The 19,958-nt window shown below is 63.5% G+C and carries 26 protein-coding genes and 1 tRNA gene; 13 read left to right on the forward strand and 14 right to left on the reverse strand.

The features are described 5' to 3' along the window. Positions 1-74 precede the first annotated feature (74 nt). The 6 genes from C7443_RS04155 to C7443_RS04180 form a co-directional block, all read right to left on the reverse strand. Positions 75-791, reverse strand: coding sequence for a TSCPD domain-containing protein (locus tag C7443_RS04155; RefSeq protein WP_110017302.1), 717 nt, complete (start codon positions 789-791; stop codon positions 75-77). Between the two features lie 84 nt (positions 792-875). After that, positions 876-1,049 carry a hypothetical protein gene (locus C7443_RS20070; RefSeq protein ID WP_170123487.1) on the reverse strand — a complete coding sequence of 58 codons (174 nt, stop codon included), beginning with the start codon at positions 1,047-1,049 and terminating at the stop codon, positions 876-878. Between the two features lie 8 nt (positions 1,050-1,057). Continuing rightward, entirely contained in the window at positions 1,058-1,798 is a 741-nt protein-coding gene (locus C7443_RS04165) for a dienelactone hydrolase family protein (protein ID WP_170123488.1), read from the reverse strand. A 32-nt stretch (positions 1,799-1,830) separates the two neighbouring features. Then, complete coding sequence (locus C7443_RS04170) at positions 1,831-3,159, reverse strand: MFS transporter (protein ID WP_246004538.1); 1,329 nt, start codon at positions 3,157-3,159, stop codon at positions 1,831-1,833. A gap of 12 nt (positions 3,160-3,171) precedes the next feature. After that, a complete protein-coding gene (locus C7443_RS04175) occupies positions 3,172-3,546 on the reverse strand; it encodes a hypothetical protein (RefSeq protein ID WP_110017305.1) in 375 nt (124 codons plus the stop codon). A 100-nt stretch (positions 3,547-3,646) separates the two neighbouring features. Beyond that, positions 3,647-5,812, reverse strand: a complete 2,166-nt coding sequence (locus tag C7443_RS04180) for an adenosylcobalamin-dependent ribonucleoside-diphosphate reductase (RefSeq protein ID WP_246004539.1) — start codon at positions 5,810-5,812, stop codon at positions 3,647-3,649. A gap of 304 nt (positions 5,813-6,116) precedes the next feature. On the opposite strand from C7443_RS04180, the gene C7443_RS04185 reads away from it, so the two are divergent. The 4 genes from C7443_RS04185 to C7443_RS04200 all read left to right on the forward strand — a co-directional run bounded on the left by C7443_RS04185 (position 6,117) and on the right by C7443_RS04200 (position 9,925). Further along, positions 6,117-6,632, forward strand: coding sequence for a hypothetical protein (locus tag C7443_RS04185; RefSeq protein ID WP_146213230.1), 516 nt, complete (start codon positions 6,117-6,119; stop codon positions 6,630-6,632). Further along, positions 6,629-7,171 carry a FlgO family outer membrane protein gene (locus C7443_RS04190; protein WP_110017307.1) on the forward strand — a complete coding sequence of 181 codons (543 nt, stop codon included), beginning with the start codon at positions 6,629-6,631 and terminating at the stop codon, positions 7,169-7,171. Before C7443_RS04185 ends, C7443_RS04190 begins: the two co-directional genes overlap by 4 nt. A 64-nt stretch (positions 7,172-7,235) precedes the next feature. Then, a tRNA-Met gene (locus C7443_RS04195) sits at positions 7,236-7,312 on the forward strand. 387 nt (positions 7,313-7,699) lie between these two features. After that, positions 7,700-9,925 carry a methyl-accepting chemotaxis protein gene (locus tag C7443_RS04200; RefSeq protein ID WP_110017308.1) on the forward strand — a complete coding sequence of 742 codons (2,226 nt, stop codon included), beginning with the start codon at positions 7,700-7,702 and terminating at the stop codon, positions 9,923-9,925. A 10-nt stretch (positions 9,926-9,935) separates the two neighbouring features. Here the strand turns inward: C7443_RS04200 and C7443_RS04205 are convergent, their stop codons facing one another. From C7443_RS04205 to C7443_RS04220, 4 genes are all read right to left on the reverse strand, one after another. Next, positions 9,936-10,394 (reverse strand): CopD family protein, encoded by a 459-nt coding sequence (locus C7443_RS04205; RefSeq protein WP_110017309.1) that lies wholly within the window; start codon positions 10,392-10,394, stop codon positions 9,936-9,938. Positions 10,395-10,438: 44 nt separating this feature from the next. After that, positions 10,439-11,371, reverse strand: coding sequence for an MBL fold metallo-hydrolase (locus C7443_RS04210; RefSeq protein ID WP_110017578.1), 933 nt, complete (start codon positions 11,369-11,371; stop codon positions 10,439-10,441). A gap of 117 nt (positions 11,372-11,488) precedes the next feature. After that, positions 11,489-11,977, reverse strand: a complete 489-nt coding sequence (locus C7443_RS04215) for an NfeD family protein (protein ID WP_246004540.1) — start codon at positions 11,975-11,977, stop codon at positions 11,489-11,491. Continuing rightward, positions 11,974-12,903, reverse strand: coding sequence for an SPFH domain-containing protein (locus C7443_RS04220; protein ID WP_110017310.1), 930 nt, complete (start codon positions 12,901-12,903; stop codon positions 11,974-11,976). Before C7443_RS04220 ends, C7443_RS04215 begins: the two co-directional genes overlap by 4 nt. A gap of 183 nt (positions 12,904-13,086) precedes the next feature. Between C7443_RS04220 and bufA2 the strand changes: the two genes are divergently transcribed. The 5 genes from bufA2 to C7443_RS04245 all read left to right on the forward strand — a co-directional run bounded on the left by bufA2 (position 13,087) and on the right by C7443_RS04245 (position 15,986). Beyond that, positions 13,087-13,347 carry a BufA2 family periplasmic bufferin-type metallophore gene (bufA2, locus tag C7443_RS04225; protein ID WP_110017311.1) on the forward strand — a complete coding sequence of 87 codons (261 nt, stop codon included), beginning with the start codon at positions 13,087-13,089 and terminating at the stop codon, positions 13,345-13,347. 73 nt (positions 13,348-13,420) lie between these two features. Continuing rightward, positions 13,421-14,245, forward strand: coding sequence for an MNIO family bufferin maturase (gene bufB / locus C7443_RS04230; protein ID WP_110017312.1), 825 nt, complete (start codon positions 13,421-13,423; stop codon positions 14,243-14,245). Further along, positions 14,245-15,030, forward strand: coding sequence for an HvfC/BufC N-terminal domain-containing protein (locus C7443_RS04235; RefSeq protein WP_110017313.1), 786 nt, complete (start codon positions 14,245-14,247; stop codon positions 15,028-15,030). Before bufB ends, C7443_RS04235 begins: the two co-directional genes overlap by 1 nt. A 22-nt stretch (positions 15,031-15,052) precedes the next feature. After that, positions 15,053-15,352 (forward strand): hypothetical protein, encoded by a 300-nt coding sequence (locus C7443_RS04240; protein WP_110017314.1) that lies wholly within the window; start codon positions 15,053-15,055, stop codon positions 15,350-15,352. 61 nt (positions 15,353-15,413) lie between these two features. Next, positions 15,414-15,986 (forward strand): ankyrin repeat domain-containing protein, encoded by a 573-nt coding sequence (locus C7443_RS04245; RefSeq protein WP_110017315.1) that lies wholly within the window; start codon positions 15,414-15,416, stop codon positions 15,984-15,986. A gap of 6 nt (positions 15,987-15,992) precedes the next feature. Here the strand turns inward: C7443_RS04245 and C7443_RS04250 are convergent, their stop codons facing one another. Then, complete coding sequence (locus tag C7443_RS04250; protein ID WP_110017316.1) at positions 15,993-16,547, reverse strand: DUF1285 domain-containing protein; 555 nt, start codon at positions 16,545-16,547, stop codon at positions 15,993-15,995. A gap of 91 nt (positions 16,548-16,638) precedes the next feature. Between C7443_RS04250 and C7443_RS04255 the strand changes: the two genes are divergently transcribed. The 4 genes from C7443_RS04255 (at position 16,639) to C7443_RS19795 (ending at position 18,253) form a co-directional block, all read left to right on the forward strand. Then, a complete protein-coding gene (locus C7443_RS04255; RefSeq protein WP_110017317.1) occupies positions 16,639-16,917 on the forward strand; it encodes a peptidylprolyl isomerase in 279 nt (92 codons plus the stop codon). Positions 16,918-16,920: 3 nt separating this feature from the next. Continuing rightward, entirely contained in the window at positions 16,921-17,343 is a 423-nt protein-coding gene (locus C7443_RS04260) for a hypothetical protein (protein WP_110017318.1), read from the forward strand. A 50-nt stretch (positions 17,344-17,393) separates the two neighbouring features. Further along, positions 17,394-17,843, forward strand: coding sequence for a hypothetical protein (locus C7443_RS04265; protein WP_110017319.1), 450 nt, complete (start codon positions 17,394-17,396; stop codon positions 17,841-17,843). A gap of 164 nt (positions 17,844-18,007) precedes the next feature. Further along, on the forward strand, positions 18,008-18,253 hold the full coding sequence (locus tag C7443_RS19795; RefSeq protein ID WP_146213231.1) for a hypothetical protein: 246 nt from the start codon (positions 18,008-18,010) through the stop codon (positions 18,251-18,253). Between the two features lie 127 nt (positions 18,254-18,380). Here the strand turns inward: C7443_RS19795 and tatC are convergent, their stop codons facing one another. The 3 genes from tatC to tatA are packed head-to-tail and all read right to left on the reverse strand — an operon-like array spanning position 18,381 to position 19,885. After that, positions 18,381-19,148 carry a twin-arginine translocase subunit TatC gene (gene tatC / locus C7443_RS04270; RefSeq protein ID WP_342774204.1) on the reverse strand — a complete coding sequence of 256 codons (768 nt, stop codon included), beginning with the start codon at positions 19,146-19,148 and terminating at the stop codon, positions 18,381-18,383. Positions 19,149-19,151: 3 nt separating this feature from the next. After that, complete coding sequence (tatB, locus tag C7443_RS04275) at positions 19,152-19,610, reverse strand: Sec-independent protein translocase protein TatB (protein WP_110017321.1); 459 nt, start codon at positions 19,608-19,610, stop codon at positions 19,152-19,154. A gap of 35 nt (positions 19,611-19,645) precedes the next feature. Next, the gene (gene tatA / locus C7443_RS04280; RefSeq protein ID WP_110017322.1) at positions 19,646-19,885 is read right to left on the reverse strand and encodes a Sec-independent protein translocase subunit TatA; all 240 of its coding nucleotides are present in this window, start codon (positions 19,883-19,885) and stop codon (positions 19,646-19,648) included. Between the last annotated feature and the right edge of the window lie 73 nt (positions 19,886-19,958).

Consider the following 19,958-nt stretch of genomic DNA (forward strand, 5'->3'; position numbering starts at 1 on the left):
CATCGCCGATCACGGCGAATTGTCACGCTGCGATGGCGTGACCACGGCGAGCGACGACGCGCCCGCAGCCAGCCTCAGCCACACTTGGAGTCGCCGCAGTTCAGGCAGGTCATGCAGCCATCCATGACGATCACGGCCTTGGTCTGGCACTTGCTGCACAGGCTGGCGCTGGCGGGGAATTCGCCGCTCTCCACCGCAGCCGGCCCGGCCTGGCGCACGCTGGCCTCGTACTGCGCACGCTTTTCGGCGATCAGCTGCTTCTGGTGCTCGTCGAGGCCGTCATCCTTGAGCAGGCCGATCAGGCGCAGGTGCGACTCGATGACGTCGCCGATCTCCGCGACCAGCGAGGGCATGTATTTGCCACCACGCTTGAAATAGCCGCCCTTCGGGTCGAACACGGACTTGAGCTCCTCGACCAGGAAGGTCACGTCGCCGCCCTTTCGGAACACCGCGGAAATGATGCGGGTGAGCGCGACGATCCACTGGAAGTGGTCCATGTTCTTCGAGTTGATGAACACCTCGAACGGGCGCCGTGTCTCATGGCGCGTGCCCGGGTTGAGCACCACATCGTTGATGGTGATGTACATCGCATGCTCGGACAGCGGCGTCTTCACCTTGTAGGTGGAGCCGAGCAGCATCTCCGGGCGCTCCAGCGCCTCGTGCATCTGTTCGAGCGAAAAACCGAGGGCTTCCTGTATCGGTGCTTCTTCAGCGGCGGCGGCTTCCTTGTCCGCCTCGTCCTTGCTGAGGACGGAGTAATTGACGATTTTGCTGTCGATCTTGACGGCCATGGTTATCCCAATCTCGATGGCGGCGCCGGGCGCCGCACAATGGTCTGATGCGATGACTGCCGCCGCCCATGAAGCGGCGTGCTCTCAGGCGTGCGGCGGGCGTTGCGCCTGCTGTGCCCGGCGGATCTCGGCGCGCCGCTGCCGCGCCTGCGCCGCGAGGAACTTGACGCAGTAGCGGCAGAAGTTCGCGCAGCAGCGGGCTTCGAGCTCGTCGTCAGTCAGATCGGCGAGTTCGTCATAGGGATGCGGAGCGGGCACGGAGTCGGTCACGAGACTTTGTTGGCCTCATCGAAGGCGGCGGCGAGGTACTGGCCGAACATCGCGAACGAACGCTCGGCGGCCTGCGCATTGTAAACCGTGCCGAAGTCCGGGTCGTTGGCATCCGGGTTGGTGAACGAATGCATGACGCCGCCGAACTGCACGACGGTCCAGTCGACACCGGCCGCGCTCATTTCCTGCTCGAAACCGGCGACGACGTCCTGCGTGACCAGCGGGTCGGCCGCGCCGTGAAAGGCCACCACCGGGCAGCTGATCTGTTTGGCCTCGGCCGGGTCGCGGGTCGACAGATTGCCGTGGAAACTCGCCGCCAGCAGGATGTCGGCACCGCTGCGCGCCAGCTCCATCGCCGCCAGGCCGCCGAAGCAGTAGCCGGCGATGGCGATGCTGCCGGACTCGACATCGGGCTGCATGCGAACCCACTCCAGCGCCGCCTGCAGGCGCGCGCGCAACAGGTCGCGGTCGTTGACGTAGAGCATCATCGTCTCGGCACAGGCCTCGCGGCTGGTCGGTCGCACGCCCTTGCCGTAGACGTCGACGGCGAGCGCATGGTAGCCGAGCCGTTCGGCGATCTGCCGTGCCCGCGCCTGCACATGCGCGCCGATACCACCCCATTCGTGCACCAGCAGCACCGCCGGCCGCGCCTGCGGTGCGCTCGGCGAGGCCATAAAGCCCTCCAGCAGCACATCGTCGTGGGTGTATTCGACGCTGCGGGTCATGATCGTGCTCATCGTCCTGCATTCCTCCATCGTTCAACTGCGATTCATTCGACGTCATCGAGCCAGAGCGTGCTCGCTGCCCCGACCAGCGCCATCAGCGCCATCAGCAGCAGTGCGCCGTGAGCACCGAAGGCATGGGCCACGGCGCCAGTGATCAGGCCGGCGAGCAGCAGCAGCGCACCGGCGAGGGTATTCGACATGGCCACGTACAGCGCGCGGCGCTCACCGCCGAGATCGACGACCCAGACCTTGCGCCCGAGCTGCACACCGGCGTGGGCGGCAGTGAGCACGGTGTAGACGCCGGCATACCACCAGAGCGAATCGGTCCACGCCGCCAGGCCGACCGTCAGCAGACAACACAGGCCGGCGAGCGCACCGGCGGCGGCCATCACCTGCCGGCTGGAGCGGTCGGCCCAGCGCCCCCACAGCGGGCTGGCGACGAATGTGCCGAGATTGCTGGCGACCAGCAGCAGGCCGAGGCCGGCGAGATCCTCGCCGCTGCGCTGATGACAGATGACGACGACATACGGCAAAGCCAGCGCGCTGCCAAGCAGCAGACCGCGACTGAGGTTGAAGCGCAGAAAGGCGCGGTCGTCACGCAGCAGCGTCCAGCCTTCGAGCAGCGCCGCACCGGCGCTGACACCGCCCTCGGTCGCCCCGGCCTCCTCGCGGATCGCCAGTGCGCAGGCGGCGTTGAGCAGCCAGCCGGCGGCCGCGAGCAACAGCAGCGCCGCCAGCACGCCGCGCGCCGGGCTCTCGCCAAGCAGCGGCAGCGCCAGACCGATCAGCAGCGCGACGATGCTGGAGATGCCATCGCTCCAGCCGAGCAGCGAGCCGCGCCGCGACTTGCCGATGGTCTTGCCCATGACGTCCTTGGTGGCGATCGAGCTGACGCCGCGACCGAGCGCCAGCAGCAGCAACAGCGCCAGCACCGTCCACACGCCGAGCGGCCCGTCGCCGAACAGCGCGATCAGCGCCATGCCCAGTGCGGCCAGTGCCTGGGTCAGGCCACCCAGCGCCCAGGCGTACTTGCGCCGCGCCAGCCCGCGCACCAGCGCCGCCACCAGCAGCTGCGGCACCAGCGAACCGGCCTCGCGGATCGGCACCAGCCAGCCGATCAGCGCCGAGCTGCCACCGAGCTGCGCCAGCAGCCACGGCAGCACCAGGCGCGCGCTGGCGATCTCATCGGCCAGTTTGTTGCCGAGCGAGGCGAGCAGATGACGGAAATAATTGCCGGGCTGTTCACGGCAGGCGCTGTCCGGGATGTCCTTGCACAGGCGGACGTCGTCGCCGCCACTGAGCAGCAGGAAGGCACGATTGAGCCGCTGCGGCATCGCCGTACCTGCATCCGCCGTCGCTTCGCGCGCCGTCATGCCTTCACCTCGTCAGCCATGTGCCGCGAGCAGGCCAAAGCTCGCGAACAGGAACAGCAGCAGCCAGCGCACGCCGACCACCGCCAGCATCATGCCGAACGAACCGACGATGCTGGTGCGCAGCGTCAGGTGATAAGCCAGCGCCACCAGGGCAATCGCCAGCAAGGCGCCGAGCCCGCCCGGCAGCAGCGCCTGGCCGATGTTCGCCATGAACTCGGTCAGCAGCGCCGCGATGATGCACCAGCCGTAACTCGCCCGCGCCGACGGCACGAAGCCTGCCGCCAGCCGGATCACCAGTGCGTTGACCAATACCGACACCAGCGCGAACAGCAGGCCGGCAGAGGACGCCGGCACCGCCCAGTAGTAACTATGCGACTCCCAATGCATCGTCTGCTCCCACCTGACCATCGATACCACGACAGATCACGCACGCGACGGATATGTTCAGTCCGTCGCGCCGGGCCTGACGCACACACCTGCCGCCGGCTCAGAACTTGCCGTAGTAGCCTTCCTTCAGCGCATCGAACAGGTTTGCGGCGGTGTGCAGCTCACCGTCGTATTCGATTTCTTCGTTGCCCTTGACCTCGACCACCGAACCATCGGCCAGCACGAAGCGGTAAATGGTGTTCTCCAGGTCCTTGTCTTTGACCAGCACACCCTGGAACGCCTCCGGGTTGAAGCGGAAGGTGGTGCAGCCTTTCAGCCCCTGCTCGTAGGCGTAGAGGTAGATGTCCTTGAAGTCCTCATACGCAAAATCGGTCGGCACGTTGGCGGTCTTGGAAATGCTCGAATCGACCCATCGCTGCGCCGCCGCCTGCACGTCGACGTGGGCTTTAGGCGTGATGTCATCGGCAGCGATGAAGTAATCGGGCAGCTGCTCGGCCGGCTCCTGCGAATACGGCATCGCCTGTTCGTTGATCAGCTCGCGATAGGCCAGCAGCTCGAAGGAGAACACGTCGATCTTCTCTTTGCTCTTCTTGCCCTCACGGATGACGTTGCGCGCATAGTGATGCGCGAAGCTCGGCTCGATGCCGTTCGAGGCATTGTTCGCCAGCGACAGCGAGATCGTGCCGGTCGGCGCGATCGAGGTGTGATGCGTAAAGCGCGCACCGGTGGCGGCGAGCCGCTCGACCAGCTCGGCATCGACGCCGGCCAGCCGCTGCATGTAGCGGCTGTATCTGGCGTGCAGCACGCGCCCCGGAATACGGTCACCGAGCTGGTAGCCGTCGCGCAGCAGCTCCGGGCGCTTGCGCAGCATCTCGCCGTCGACCTCGTAATCCCGCAGCAGTACCGGCGCCGGACCTTTTTCCTCGGCCAGTTCGAGCGCCGTGCGCCAGCCGGTCAGCGCCATCTCGCGGGTGACTTCCTCGGTGAAGCGCAGCGAATCAGCCTCGCCGTACTTCATGCGCAGCATCGTCAGCGTCGAGCCGAGGCCGAGATAACCCATGCCGTGACGACGCTTGCCGGTGATCTCCTCACGCTGGCGCGCCAGCGGCAGACCGTTGATCTCGACGACGTTGTCGAGCAGCCGCGTGAACACGGCGACCACTTCACGATACGTCTCCCAGTCGAAGCGCGCCCGCTCGGTGAACGGTTCGAGCACGAAGCGCGTCAGGTCGACCGAGCCGAGCAGGCACGAGCCATACGGTGGCAGCGGCTGTTCACCGCAGGGATTGGTGGCGCGGATGTTCTCGCACCACCAGTTGTTGTTCATCTCGTTGACCTTGTCGATCAGGATGAAGCCCGGCTCGGCGTAGTCATACGTCGAAGACATGATCACGTCCCACAGCCGGCGGGCACGGATGGTCTTGTAGACCTTGCAGGCGACCAGGCCGGACTCGTTGACGATCAGGCCCTCATGTGTCGGCCATTCACGCCAGACGACGTCGGCACGGGTGAGATCGGTGGCGTCGGCCTCGGCTTCCTTCGCCCGGATCGGGAACGACAATTTCCAGTCGACGTCAGCCTTGACCGCCTCCATGAATTCCTGCGTCACCAGCAGCGACAGGTTGAACTGGCGCAGGCGGCCGTCTTCACGCTTGGCGCGGATGAATTCCTGCACGTCCGGATGGGTAACGTCGAAGGTACCCATCTGCGCACCGCGGCGGCCGCCGGCGGACGATACGGTGAAGCACATCTTGTCGTAGATATCCATGAACGACAGCGGCCCGCTGGTGTAGGCACCGGCGCCGCTGACGTAAGCGCCGCGCGGACGCAGTGTCGAAAATTCATAGCCGATGCCGCAACCGGCCTTCAGCGTCAGTCCGGCTTCGTGGACCTTTTCGAGGATGTCATCCATCGAATCCTCGATGGTGCCGGAGACAGTGCAGTTGATCGTGCTGGTCGCCGGCTTGTGCTCCCAGGCACCGGCGTTGGAGGTGATGCGCCCGGCCGGAATCGCCCCGTGGCGCAGCGCCCACAGAAAACGCTCGAACCATTGCTCGCGCAGCTCAGGTGTCGCCTCGACCTCGGCGATGGCCCGCGCCACGCGCTGCCAGGTCATATCGACCGTTTCATCGATGACGCGGCCGTCCTTTGCCTTCAAACGATACTTTTTGTCCCAGATGTCGTAGGAAGCCGGCTGCAGCGGAATATCAGCGACACCACGACGGACGATATCGACGGGCTTCAGGCGGGCATGCTTGTTCGACACGGAGTCGTTCTCCTCAAGAAAACGCGGAATGCAAAAAAACGCAGCGGAAACTGCACCGTCGCAACGATGGGCCGCATCGTACGCACAGCAGAAATGAGGGATGGCGCTTATCGAACCACAATATGCTGTGTCCGTGTAGTCTTGAAATCTCGACTTATTGTGTTCTGCTTACAGTGGCCGCGTTACCTGACAGGCCGTGACCACCGCCCGGCGACTGGCACGTAATTCTACGGGGATGCTATAAGCGAGGGCAGTCTGCCCCTTGGCCATGGACAGTAGCCGCACAGGTATAGAGGACGACCCGATGAGACCCCTGATTGCCACCGCCGCCGTACTGGCGCTTGCTGGTCTGGGCGCCTGCGCCCAGGCACCGATACCGCAAACCTACCCCGTGAGCCAGCAGCTAAGGATGCAGTCGGCCGCTCATTGGGACACCCTCGCGCAGCATGTCGCACAGCGTTTGAACCAACAGCTACCCGGCGGGGATCGAGGCATTGCGCTCTATGTCGCACCTCCGGCACAAAAAACCGAATTCGACGTGGCTTTGCATGAGCTGCTGATCACCCACCTCGTACAGTACGGTTTCAGCATCAGCGAATCCCCCTACAGCGGCGCACTGGCTGTATCGCTTGAAACGCAGGTCATCACCGCACCAGATGCGGATACGGAAATCATCGTCAACACATCAGTAATGGACGGACAGCAATTCCGAGCTCGCCTGAGTGACATTTTTTACGTCAACAGCGCTAACGAAATTCAGTACGTTGGCGCACCGGTCAGACCCGACCTGTCCCGCCGCCTGGAGGTCGTAGGTTCATGATGCGCTCTTACCACTTCGCACGCTGGGCAGTTGCCATGCTGCTGGCGGGCGCGCTGCTGAGCGGGTGTGCCACCACCCGCAGTGAGGTCAATGACGGTGATCTGGTCGTTGCCAGCTATACCGCCGCGGATCAGCTGGTCGCTGGAGCCCCCTGGCTGCTGACGGAGAGCCAGCCCGTGCTGGTCGCCAGCCTTGCCAATATCAATGCCCTCGAAAACTCCTCGGCCTTCGGTCGCATCGCCTCTGAGCAGCTGTCCTCACGCCTCGCGCAGAAAGGTCTGACCGTCATTGAGATGAAGATGCGCAAGAACGTCTTCATCGAGAATGATTCCGGCGAATTCGTGCTGTCACGCCAGGTCCGCGACCTCAGCCGTGCACACAACGCGACGGCAGTGCTGGCGGGTACTTATGCCGTCGGTCGCGATACCGTGTTCGTCAATACACGTCTGATTCGCGTGCTCGATGGTGTCGTGCTCGCCTCCTACGACTACACCCTGCCGATCGGCCCCAACACCCGCTCACTGTTGGTGACTCAGTAAAGAAAATAAATTGGCAAAAGGCTTGCCAAAATTGGCGATGGTCATTATACTTTCTCTTATCAGTTGCGGGGTGGAGCAGTCTGGTAGCTCGTCGGGCTCATAACCCGAAGGTCGTAGGTTCAAATCCTGCCCCCGCTACCAAAATTCGAAGGCCGGTCACTTAGGTGATCGGCTTTTTTTTATGGCCCATGCTCCAAGTCTCCACTGCAGCTGCAGTGACTCGTGCCCGCAGCGCGTTGAACATCGCGAACGCGCCTCTCCTCCTTTCAGGGCACAACGCCGGGCAATGCCTGCCATGCCCCCTTCCGCGCTGCCGCGACACCATCACATCGCAACCGTATTGTGATCTAAACATCCCATAATACGGTAAATGATTCCTTCCTATGATACTGCGGATCGTTTCTCACGCCTTGTAAACAGCAGGGCTCTTTCCGTGTGATTCCGCTCACAAGCGGTCGGTCGCTCCACGTCTATATGTCGAAAGCTGGACCTCCTGTCGGGACACAGCTGGCCATATCGAGGTAGCCGATGACGATCCGCACCACCTTGTTCGCCCTCACCCTGACGCTCTCCGGTCTGCTGCTTGCCGTCACTGTCGATGACGCCTGGCAAGCACAGACCATGCGCACGGAAGCACAGTACAGCCGGGCTGCCAACATGGCCGCCAACGCCCTCGCCGAAGCCACAACGAGCTGGGCACGCGAACGAGGCGCAACGCATGGCGCACTCCAGGGCCCCGAGCCGGTGGCGGAATCCCTGCGCAAGAGCATTCTTGCCCACCGCCATGATGCCGACACCGCTTTCGCCGATGCACTGCAGCTGTTGCACGACATGCCGCTCAATACCGAAGTGAAGCGGCGGCTCGATGAAGCGCGTGCCAGCGCGCAGCAGTTGCAGCAGACACGTGAACTGGCTGATCAGGCGTTCACGCTCCCCAAAACCGAGCGCGATGCAGCGTTGCTGAAGGACTGGATTCCGCTGGCCACTCACGCAATCGAAGCAGCAGAACGCCTGTCACTCGAACTGGATCAACCCAGCCCGTCACCGCATTCACGCCTGATAAACCTGCAGGCCATGCGGCACTTCGCCTGGCAAATGAGTGAATACATGGGGCGCGAGCGCGCGGTGGTCGCCGGGCTGATTGCCGCCGGCAAGCCGATGCAGCAGACGGAAATGGAATTACTCGGTCGCCTGCGTGGACGCGTTGAACTGGCTTGGGAGCGCGTGCAGCAGTTGGCCATGCAGCCCGGCATGCCGGCATCGGTGCGCAACGCAGCCGCCAGCGCCAACGAAACCGTCTTCGTGCAATTTCAGGATGTTCGCAAAGCCGCTTACGCCGCCGGGATTGCGGCTCAAGCCTATCCGTACAGCAGTACCGACTGGTTCGCCCGTTCAACTCAGGCGATCGATTCGATCGTCGCCCTCGCACAGGCCGTGAGCAGTGCCGCCGCCGACACGGCCGATGAGATCGACGCCCGCAGCCGCAGCGTGTTCGACGCAAATCTCGCTTTCGCTGGCGGCGGCGTACTGCTGTTGCTGGCAACGCTCTGGCTGATCAGTCAGCGCGTGGTCAAGCCATTACGCGCCCTGACGCGAACGACGGTGCAACTTGCCGAGGGGCAGCTGGACATCGAAGTCCCCAATACCGCCCGCCGCGATGAAATCGGCAACCTCGGACGCGCCGTCGAGGTGCTGCGCCGCAATTCGCTCGAAGCGGAGCAGCTGCGCAGCGAGCAGGAACACCAACGCTCTGCGCACGAAGCGGCAGTGGAACAGCACCATCGCGACCAGGAAGCCGCCCGTGCCGCCCGGGAAGCCGAGAAGGAACAGATTCGCGAGGCCGAGGAACTGCGGCGAGCCGAACGCGAAGCGGAAAAGGAGCGCGAACGGCAGGCACAACAGGCGAGGAGCGAACACATGGCGCAGCTGGCCCGCGCCTTTGACGCCGCAGCCAGCAGCATGCTCGACGCCGTATCCCAGGCTGTCGGCGATCTGCAGCGCTCGGCGCAGATGCTGGTCGGCACGGCCGACGGCACCCAGCAGCGCGCCGAAGCCGTGACACGAGCCGCCAAACAGGCAACCGTCAACGTCGGCAGCGTCGCCGCCGCGGCTGAACAACTCAACGCCTCGATCAAAGACATCGCCCGCCTGGTCAGCGAATCCGCCGGCATCGTCAACCGCGCCGTCGCCGAAGCGGACTCGACGCGCTCAACCGTGAGCGGACTGGTCGAAGCCGCAGAGCGCATCAGTCAGGTCATAGGCCTGATCGAGTCGATCGCCGAGCAGACCAATCTGCTGGCCCTGAACGCCACCATCGAGGCCGCGCGCGCCGGAGAAGCCGGAAAAGGCTTTTCGGTGGTGGCCACCGAGGTCAAGGAACTGGCGCGCCAGACCGGCGACGCGACGCATCAGATCGCCAGCCAGATCGGCAGCCTGCAGCAGGCGACCCGCGGCACGGTCGGTGCGATCGCCTCGATCGCCGACACGATCGTCGCCCTCAACGACATCGCAACGGCAATCGCCGCCGCCGTCGAACAGCAGCAGGCGGCGACACAGGAAATCGCCCGCAATGTGCATCTGACCGCCGACGGTGCCGAAGCCGTGCAGCAGCACATCGGCGAGGTCGGTTCAGCCGCCAGCGCCACCCACGCGGAAGCCGACCGGGTACTCGCCGCGGCCGGAACGCTCGCCGAGCAGGCGGACGGCCTGCGCAGCGAGGTTGGCCGCTTCCTCGATGACGTGCGCCGCAGCTGAACGGCCGGGCTCACACGCCGTAGCGTGCCACGGCACCGAGGCCGATGCAGACGATACCGAGCAGCAGATTGAGCAGCACCAGGGCGCGCATGCGCCCCGCGAGTGCCCCGGCACGCGGCTTGTCGGCCGCCGCTGCGGCACGGCGCAGTGCGCGGTACACGAACAGGTGGATCACGACGAAGATCAGCCCCATCAGCACACCGAGTCCGGCCATCGCGTGCAGCGCCGGCGGCAAGGCGGCGAACCCGCCGCGCCCGGCGATCAGCGCAAAGCCCGAGGCCAGTGTCAGCGGCATTGCGCCCCAGACAATGGCAAAAAATCGCCCCGCCACCGCCAGTTGCAAAGGACCGAGGCGGTCAGCCGGCAGCTGCGCCGTGAGCAGCAGCGGATGCAGCACGAAGCGCATGAAAACCATGCCGCCAATCCAGACCGTGACCGCCAGCAGATGCAGCGCCAGTAACGAGGACATCGGTGGTTTCTCCGTTGCAATGACCGCAAAAAGAGCCGCTGAGCTCAGCGCTGTGCGCGATCGAGCCAGACTTCCAGCCCCTGGGCGTTGAGCTCCACATCGAGTGCGAGCAGTTCGCGGATCTTTGTGCTGCCGAGCGTCACGCCGTGCGCAGCCGCGCGGGCACCGAAATAGGCGAACATGCCCTCCACCAGCGCGCTGTGACGCTCAGGTCGACCATTCGCGTCATGTGCCAGCTCGACCAGGGCGTCGATCTGCTCGATGAGCTGCGCGGCCAGCTGCTCGACGCCGGTGACGCGGGAATAGTGCGTCAGGAACATGGCCTTAGGCTTGAACGTCAACAGACGGGCAATCGAAGTTTTCATCGCTTCGGGCTCGAACTGCACCGGTGTCGAGGTCGGGAAGATGAACGGCCCCTGCTCGGTATCGAGCTCCCGGTAGGAGATGCCGAACGTATCGCCGGTGAAGCACGCAGCGGCGCGCGCATCCCACACGCACAGGTGGTGACGGGCGTGGCCGGGCGTATCGAGACAGACCAGCGGGCGCCCGGCCAGATCGATGACGTGACCGTCGGCGGCTTCGATGACACGCTCGGCAGCCACCGGCAGCAGTTCACCATAGGTGCGACGCACGGTATCGGCGCCGTACACGGCACTGGCACCGGCGACCAGCGCCGTCGGGTCGACCATGTGGCGGGCGCCGCGCGGATGCACCACGAGGCGAGCATTGGGCAGCGCGGCCATCATCGCACCAGCGCCACCGGCATGGTCGAGATGCACGTGGGTGACGATCACGTAGTCGACGGCTTCGCGGGGGATGCCTTTGTAATCGAGCACCCCGAGCAACTGCGCTACCGAATAATTGGTACCGACATCGATGAAAGCGGCGCGGCCCTGCTCGACGAGCAGGTGACTCGCGTCGAACAACGGCCGCTCGAAACCGGTATCGATGGCGGTGATGCCATGGTCGTAGTCGATGAAACTCAGCGAAAGCGCGTCCTGCGTTTCAATGGCGACAGCGGTCGGATGGTTCACGCGAAACCTCGGAAAGAACGTGACAGTTTCGCGATTGTAAACGCGATGCTGCAACGCAACCTACGAGCTCTGCGATCCTTGAGTCGCCGCGGCCTGTACAGGCTCGACCGGCTCGATGCGCAACACCGGCCCGTCGACACCGCAGACGCGCACCCGCGCCCCGGCCGGTGCATCATCGCCGCGGATTTTCCACAGCGTATCGTCGATGCGCACACGGCCTTCGCCATTGACGATCGGCTCGACCAGCGTCAGCACACGACCACGGTAGGCCTCGCCGCGACGATTCAGCGTCGGTGCATCGCTCTGCGTCGGATTGCGCTTGAGCCACATGCGCCAGCCGACGATCGCGGCCACGGCCAGCACCGCGAACACCAGCCATTGCCAGTCGGCGCTGATCCCTGGAAACGCCGCGACCAACAGGCCGACGATGGCGGCAGAAACGCCCAGCCACAGAAAAAAGAAGCCGGGCGCGAGCACCTCGACGATCATCAGCACCACGCCGAGCAGCCACCAGTTCCAGTAGGCGGGTTCGAGCAGCCACTCAGTCACGGTTTTGCACTCCCTTTGCCAAGACTTTCCTGTGCGATCTCGGCGATGCCGGCGATCGAGCCGAGCACGCCGGTGGTGTCGAGCGGCATCAGAATAACCTTCTGGTTCGGCGCCGCCGCGATCCGGCCCAGCGCGTCGACGTATTTCTGCGCCACGAAGTAATTGACCGCCTGCACGCTGCCCTTGGCGATCGCCTCGGACACCATCAGCGTCGCCCGTGCCTCGGCCTGCGCCAGACGTTCACGCGCCTCGGCCTCGCGGAACGCCGCTTCGCGCGCGCCTTCAGCTTCGAGGATCACCGCCTGCTTCTGCCCCTCGGCTTTGAGGATCTCGGCTTGGCGCTTGCCTTCGGCTTCGAGGATCGAGGCGCGCTTGTCACGCTCGGCCTTCATCTGCCGTGCCATCGAGTCGACCAGATCCTTGGGCGGCGCGATGTCCTTGATTTCGATGCGGGTGACCTTGATGCCCCATGGTGCGGTCGCGTCGTCGACCACCGACAGCAGGCGACCGTTGATCTCATCGCGCTTGGACAGCAGCTCGTCGAGGTCCATCGAGCCCATGACGGTACGCACATTGGTCATCGTCAGATTGAGAATGGCGAATTCGAGCTGGCTGACTTCGTAGGCGGCGCGCGGCGCGTCGAGCACCTGGTAGAACACCACGCCATCGACGGTCACCATCGCGTTGTCCTTGGTGATGATCTCCTGCGAGGGTACGTCGAGCACCTGCTCCATCATGTTCAGCTTGCGGCCGATGCGATCGACCAGCGGGATGATGAAGTTCAGGCCCGGACGCAGAGTCTGCGTGTATTTGCCGAAACGCTCGACGGTGTATTCCATGCCCTGCGGCACTGACTTCACCCCGAACAGAATCAGCAGCACGGCAAAGGCGACGAACCCGATGACGAAAACGCCGAATGCGCTCATGACGGCTTGCTCCTCCTTGTCGGTAATGCCCTGAGGCTACCCGTTGACGCCAGCGGCGACCATCACAGCGAAAAAAATACACCCGCCTCGCATCCGCGCTGCCGAGGCCGCCGTAGAGGTCTGTGCCGAACGTTTTCGGCCCCGTCGAACAACTTACACAGACCTGTTTTAAGGAGCCTCACCATGAGCCACGTCGCCACCCGTTCCGGTATCGCCCTCGCCGCCGCCGCTGCCGCGCTGTTCTCCGCCGGCCTGTTCACCACCTCGGCTGCCCATGCCGGTGAAGGCACGGTGAAGTGTGCCGGCATCAATTCCTGCAAGGGCACCTCGGAGTGCGCCAGCGCGACCAATGCCTGCAAGGGCCAGAACTCCTGCAAGGGCCAGGGCTGGCTGGGGACCAAGTCCGCCAGCGAGTGCACCTCGCATGGTGGCAAGGTCCTCTAAGACCGAGTGCACCGCCGGGGCCAGTCCGCCAGGCCCCGGCGGTATTTTCCGAGGCGTTGTGCAGGAGTGAGCCATGGCGCTGAACGGTTTCGGACTCGGACTGCGCGCCGAGCATTACCTCGACATCCTCGCCACGCGGCCTGCGGTCGACTGGTTCGAGGCGCTGACCGAGAACTATCTGGTGCCCGGCGGCAAACCGCTGCATTTTCTCGAACGGGTACGCGAACACTATCCACTGGTGCTGCACGGCGTGTCGCTGTCGATCGGCTCGACGCAGCCGCTGGACCGCGATTACCTGCATGCGCTGCGCGCACTGTGCAAACACATCGAGCCCGAATGGGTTTCCGATCACTTGTGCTGGACCGGCACTGCCGGCCTCAACCTGCACGACCTGCTGCCGCTGCCCTACACCGAGGAAGCCGTGGCCCACGTCGCCGCGCGGGTGCGTCAGGTGCAGGACGTTCTCGGCCGCCGCATCCTGTTGGAAAACGTCTCCAGCTATGCCGAATTCGCTGCCGCACCGCTGCGCGAGTGGGAATTCCTCAGCGCGGTGGCGGAAGCCGCCGACTGCGACATCCTGCTCGATATCAACAATATCTATGTCAGTGCCCGCAACCACGGTTTCGATCCGCTTGCTTACCTCGACGGCGTACCGGCCGCGCGAGTCCGCCAGCACCACCTCGCCGGCCACACCGACCTCGGTGATCTGGTCATCGACACCCACGACGCGGCGGTCTGTGATCCGGTGTGGGCTCTGTATGCCGCGGCCGTGCGGCGCTTCGGGCCGGTACCGACGATGATCGAGCGTGACGGCAACATCCCGCCGCTCGCCGAGCTGCTGGACGAGCTCGACCTCGCCCGCCGCATCGCCGGCGCCGAGCTCGCGGAGGCCGCCTGATGTCCGTCTCCCTCGCTGAACTCGAAACGCTGTTCCAACGCCATATCCTCGATGGCGACCCGCGCGTGCTCCGCCATGTCCGTGCGAGTGCCGCGCTGTCCGCAGCACGCCGCCTTGAGGTCTACCACGACGCTTACCGTCTGCGCCTGTGCGAAGCGGTTTCCAGCGATTTCCCGGCGCTGCACACGCTGCTCGGCGACGAGGATTTCACCGCACTGCTGCTTGCCTATATCGCCGCGCGACCGTCGCACTATCCTTCGATCCGCTGGTTTGCCGGTGAACTGGCCGATTTCCTGTCGACGCAGGCGCCGTGGTGCGGACAGCCGGTACTGGCCGAAATGGCCCGCTTCGAATGGGCACTGGCTCACGCCCACGACGCCGCCGATGCCCCCAGTATCGGCCGCGAGGCACTGGCCGAGCTGGATGCCGAAGGCTGGGCAACGCTGCACCCACGCTTACACCCCAGTGTGACGCTGCTCAGCTGCCACTGGGACACGCCGCCGCTGTGGCAGGCGATACACGAACAGGAAGCTGCGCGGGCACCGCAGGCCGTGGACACTCAAGGCTGGGTGGTTTGGCGTGATCGCGAGCTGCGCGCCCGCTACCTGTCGCTGACGCCGCCGCAGGCGCTCTGGCTGGCAGCCTGCGCACACGGTGATGATTTCGCCGCGAGCTGTGAACAACTCAGTGAACAACTGGGAAAACCCGATGCCGACACGCTTGCAGCCCTAGCGCTGGAGGCCTTGTGCTGCGCGCTCGATCACGGTCTGATCTCAGCGATCTGAAACCGCACGGGCCTGGGAGCCGATGGAACAGGAAGAAGCCGAAGCCGCACTGCTGGCCGTGATTCAGCGCCTGCATTTTGATGAAAAAGGGCTTTTCAATGGCTTGCGACCATGCTCCGACGTCATCCACCGCCTGTTTCCGCTGATCTCGCGCGGCGAGCGGGTAATGCTGGCCTTCGTGCTGACGGTCTATGCTCCGAACCTGCGTCGCGAGCTGCTCGGTGACTACGATCTGCTCGCCGAGCTGCAAGCCGCCGATGCACGCAACCGCGCACTGATTGCCGAGTGGGTCGAGACCCCCTTCTTCGTCGGTACCGACTGAATCATCGAACGTCTGCGATTGCGCAGCGCACACGGCAGCGGGCTGAGGCAGGCTTGCCTGCATGAAACGTTTGCTGCCTCTCGCCCTGCTGCCTCTGCTCGCGCTCGTCGCCTGCGAGCGCGCCACCGAAACCCGCGACCGTGACGGGCGCACACCGCTGATCCGTGCCGCCGAGTCCGGCGACAACGCGCTGGTACGCTCGCTGCTGAGCGAACGGGCCAACGTCAACGCCGTCGATCATTGCGCCTGGTCACCGCTGATGAAAGCCGCGCTGCAGGGTCACGTCGATACCGTGCGCACACTGCTCGCCCACGGCGCCAGTGTCGAAACGCGTGACAACGCCGGCTACTCAGCGTTGATGGTGGCGGCGGGTAACGGCCACGCGGCCGTCGTCGATCTGCTGATCGAGCATGGTGCGCTGGTCGATGCGAGCGAGCCGATCAACGGCCAGACGGCGCTGCAATGGGCCGCGCAGCGCGGCTTCACCGAGGTCGTCGCACGTCTGCTGGCCGCAGGTGCCGATCCGTCGCGGACCGACCGTCACGGCCGTGACGCCGCCCAGTACGCACGCGACGCCGGCCAGATGCAGCTCGCCGACGATCTGCAGGCACGGCGCCAGGCACTCACTCACTGAAGTGAACTACTCCGCCGGCCCCAGCGTAAAGCGGCAGCCGTCGCTCCACACAGCGAGCATGCTGCGCCCGTCTTCTTCGAAGGACTCGGCCAGACCGGCGAGCTCGATGAACAACGCTCGCGACAGCAAGGCACGCAAGCCGCCTCGCACCAGCAAATACGGCGAGGGTTCACCGTCGGCGGCGTAGTGCACATCGATTGGATGCGCCGGACCCGCCACGACGCGATCACCAACATTGGTGGTAAACGTAAGCTGCTGCTCACGGCCGCTACCGCTAACCTCCAGGAGGCCGGTGACGAAGGGCACGTCATCGACGCGGATACGCCACTTTTCGACCGGCGTCACCAGGTAGTACTCACCATCCGCATCGCGGCGCAGAATGCCGGCGAACAATCGCACCAGAGCCTCACGGGCGATGCGCTCGCCCTGGTGATACCAGTCGCCATTGCGCGCGATGCGCATGTCCATGTCGCCGCACAGCGCTGGATTCCAACGCTCGACCGGCGCCGGGCCACGCTGCCTGATTTCGGTCGCCAAATCCTGCAAGGTCTTCGTCTGCATCTCTCCCTCCCCAGCCCGGGTGTTCAAGCCGCTGAGCGGCCGCTAAGCTCCGGGGCCTCCCGATTCTGGATCTCATCAAAGGTATCCGCTCATGCCACGTGCTCGCGCCCGTCACATCCTCGTCGATTCCGAAGCCGTCTGCCTCGACCTGAAGCGCCAGATCGAAGCCGGTGCCGATTTCGCCGAGATTGCCCGCCTGCATTCGAGCTGCCCGTCCAAGCGTCAAGGCGGTGACCTCGGAGAGTTTGGCCCAGGGATGATGGTCAAGGAATTCGATGAAGCCGTTTTCACCGGTGAAGTCGGCAAAGTACTCGGACCGGTCAAAACCCAGTTCGGCTGGCATCTGCTCGAAGTCACCGCACGGAGCTGAGCGATGTCACGCGTCATCACTAAAAGCGTCGCTGCCGCGGCGCTGTGCGTCACGCTCTCCGCCTGCGGCAGTTTCTTTTCCGACGCACAAAGCCGTCACGAGACGCCGACGCTGCCACCCGGCACACCGAATCCGATTGCACTGGCAAAACTCGACGGCTTGTGGACAGGAACCGGCAAAGCCGATGGCCTCACCGTGCGCATTGCCCGTGCTGGCTCATCCACCCCGAGAGCGCTGTATGGCTTTCGCGGCGAACAACCGATCGAGCCGCAATGCAGCGCCGCCGACGCCACCCTCAACTGCACGCTGCCTGCCGGGCTGACGACGACCTACACCGCCAATGCCGACGGCAGTGTCGACTTCACGGCAAAGGGTCCGAACCCCGGGGACGAGTTGATCGCGGCCAAGCTGCAACGCGCGCAGTAAGCAGCGTTATGGCCAGGCACCATCCATGCGAAACACCAAGAGATCCGTTCATGCATTCGCCGCTGCGCAGTGCTTCGTTCGTCGTGCTGCTGTTCGCGTTGGAAGGCTGCAGCTGGCTACCCAGCTGGCTGGGTGGCGCACCCGCAGTGGTAAATACGACCATTGCCAGCCCGCTGCTGATCGAGGATGCCGGCCTGCTGGCAACCCGCGACCGACGCGCTGAAATCGGCATTCGCCTGAACAACGCTTCAAGCCGACCGCTTTGGGTCGGCGTACGTGTCCAGACGCCGGGTGGCCGCACCGATTGCGTGATATTGAAAGAGCTGCCGCCGCAGGCGCACCAGCTGTTCACCTGCCCGCAGACAAAAGTGTTTGCCGACGTCGATTATGCGGTCGTCATCGACAGCTACCGCGATCCGGGCCTAAACGAACGCCTTGCCCCCCTGCAGACCTTGCTACGCTTTAACGCGAATGATTTGAACACTATTGGCCAGCCTTGATCAGTTTCGTTGAATTTGTCATTGACGCAGCGCAACAGAAGTGCAGCCGATTGACAAATTTTGATGCCGATCAATGAAAGAACTCTCACATTGTGAGCAAATGTCACTAAGGGAGCACATGACAACCACTAGCACTAGGCAAGGAAACAGTAGGAGGAGAAATCATGGTCACTTTCGATTCACCGTTCGAACGTTGTCCGGTTTGCCACAATTACGTCCTGCTTGATTCCACGCAGCAGGAATGCGCTTGCGAACACGGCTGTGCGAAAAACCAGATCTGCCCGCTCGGTCGCTTCTTCTCAGGTCAGCAATACAAAGATGGCGCTGTTACCAGCCAGAGTACGGCTGGCCTGCCAATGCAGGCGGCCATGAAAAAAAGTGGATCGACATCTCTCTATCGGGTGGCATGAAGGGCCATATCAATTTGAATCATTCATTCACTACAACAACAAACAAAAGCAAAGAAGCAACATAAAATTAAAAGGCGGGATTACAAATCCCGCCTCTTTTTTATTTTCGTTGATACGCGCCTGAAACTCAGGAGCCATCTTCCTCCGCGACAGATTCGGCTGCTGCTCGACGTCGGCGCTCCAGCATTCGCGAACAGAACACCCCTATCTCAAACAACAACCACATCGGAACTGCCAGCAACGTCTGCGAAATGACATCAGGCGGTGTCAACACGGCGGCAATCACGAAAGCGCCGACGATGACATACGGGCGTTTCGCAACGAGCTGATCGATCGTCAGAATCCCTGCCATCACCATGATGACCGTCGCGACCGGTACTTCGAAACAAACACCGAATGCAAAGAAAATCGTCAGCACGAAGTCCAGATAATGATTGATATCAGTCATTACGGCGACACCCTGTGGTGCCGTACCAGTAAGAAACGCAAAAAACACCGGTAAGATGACGTAATAGGCAAATGCCATACCGATATAAAACAAAGCCGTGCTGGCAGCGACCAGGGGTAGCGCAAGCCTCTTTTCACGCGGATACAGGCCCGGGGCAACGAACGCCCACACCTGATAAAGAATCCAAGGCATCGCCACAAAGATCGCCAATACCAGACACAACTTTAACGGTGTGAGGAACGGCGATATCACGTCGATCGCAATCATGCTGGAAGAGGCCGGCATGTGTGCGAGCAGTGGCTGCGCAAAGCGACTGTAGATCGCATTGGCGAAGGGCAGCATCGTGAGCAAGACGACGAGCACACCCAGCACCATGCGTAACAGGCGCGAACGCAATTCCAGCAGATGCGCCAATAAGGGTTGTTCGGTTTGCTGCGGTTCCGCCACGATTCAGCTCTTGTCTTTCAGTTCGTCTGCGGAGACCGCTCTGCCGTGCCCGTGCCCTTCAGGCATGGCACTCGGCACATGGTTCGCGTCTGCAGAATGTCCTGTCAGCATGGCGCTACTCTCGGTGGACACGGGTGTATTCGCATCCTGTGCCACCTGCTGCACGCCTGCAGGCGGCACCTCAATGCTCTGCACCGAGGAACGCAAGTCGGACTCCAGCGTGCGAATCTGCTGTTGCAGGTCACGGATCTGGTCGACAGTGCCACTTTGCGCCATCGACTGCTTCATTTCTTCCAGACGCAACTCCCGCTCGACCTCGCCCTTGACGGTCGCAACGATATGGCGCGCCCGGGCAATCCACTGTCCAGCCTTGCGCGCCACGCCCGGGAGTCGCTCCGGACCGACGACCAGCAAGGTCACGACGCCGATCAACACCAGTTCCCAGAAACCGATTTCGAACATCGCTGCACGCCACCGCGTCAGTCAGAACAGAAGATTCAGACCTTCGGCTTGTCGTTCTCGTGGGTCGCCTGACCTTCGATCACGCGCCCCTGCTCGATGGACGCAGGCTTTTGCCCGTCGGCCTCGCTGCTTTTGCTTTCCTCGGCCATCGCATCCTTGAAGCCTTTGACCGCCGCACCCAGATCCGCCCCGACATTGCGCAGCTTCTTGGCGCCAAACACCACCAGAACGATGGCCAGGACGATCAACCAGTGCCAAATGCTTCCGAAACCCATGTCTTGTCGACCTCTCTCAAATATCTTCGGCACAAACCCGCCGGGGCTTCAGCACATGGGCCGCTGTCAGTTC

Origin of the sequence: Plasticicumulans acidivorans, assembly GCF_003182095.1 — a bacterium.
GTDB lineage: Bacteria > Pseudomonadota > Gammaproteobacteria > Competibacterales > Competibacteraceae > Plasticicumulans > Plasticicumulans acidivorans.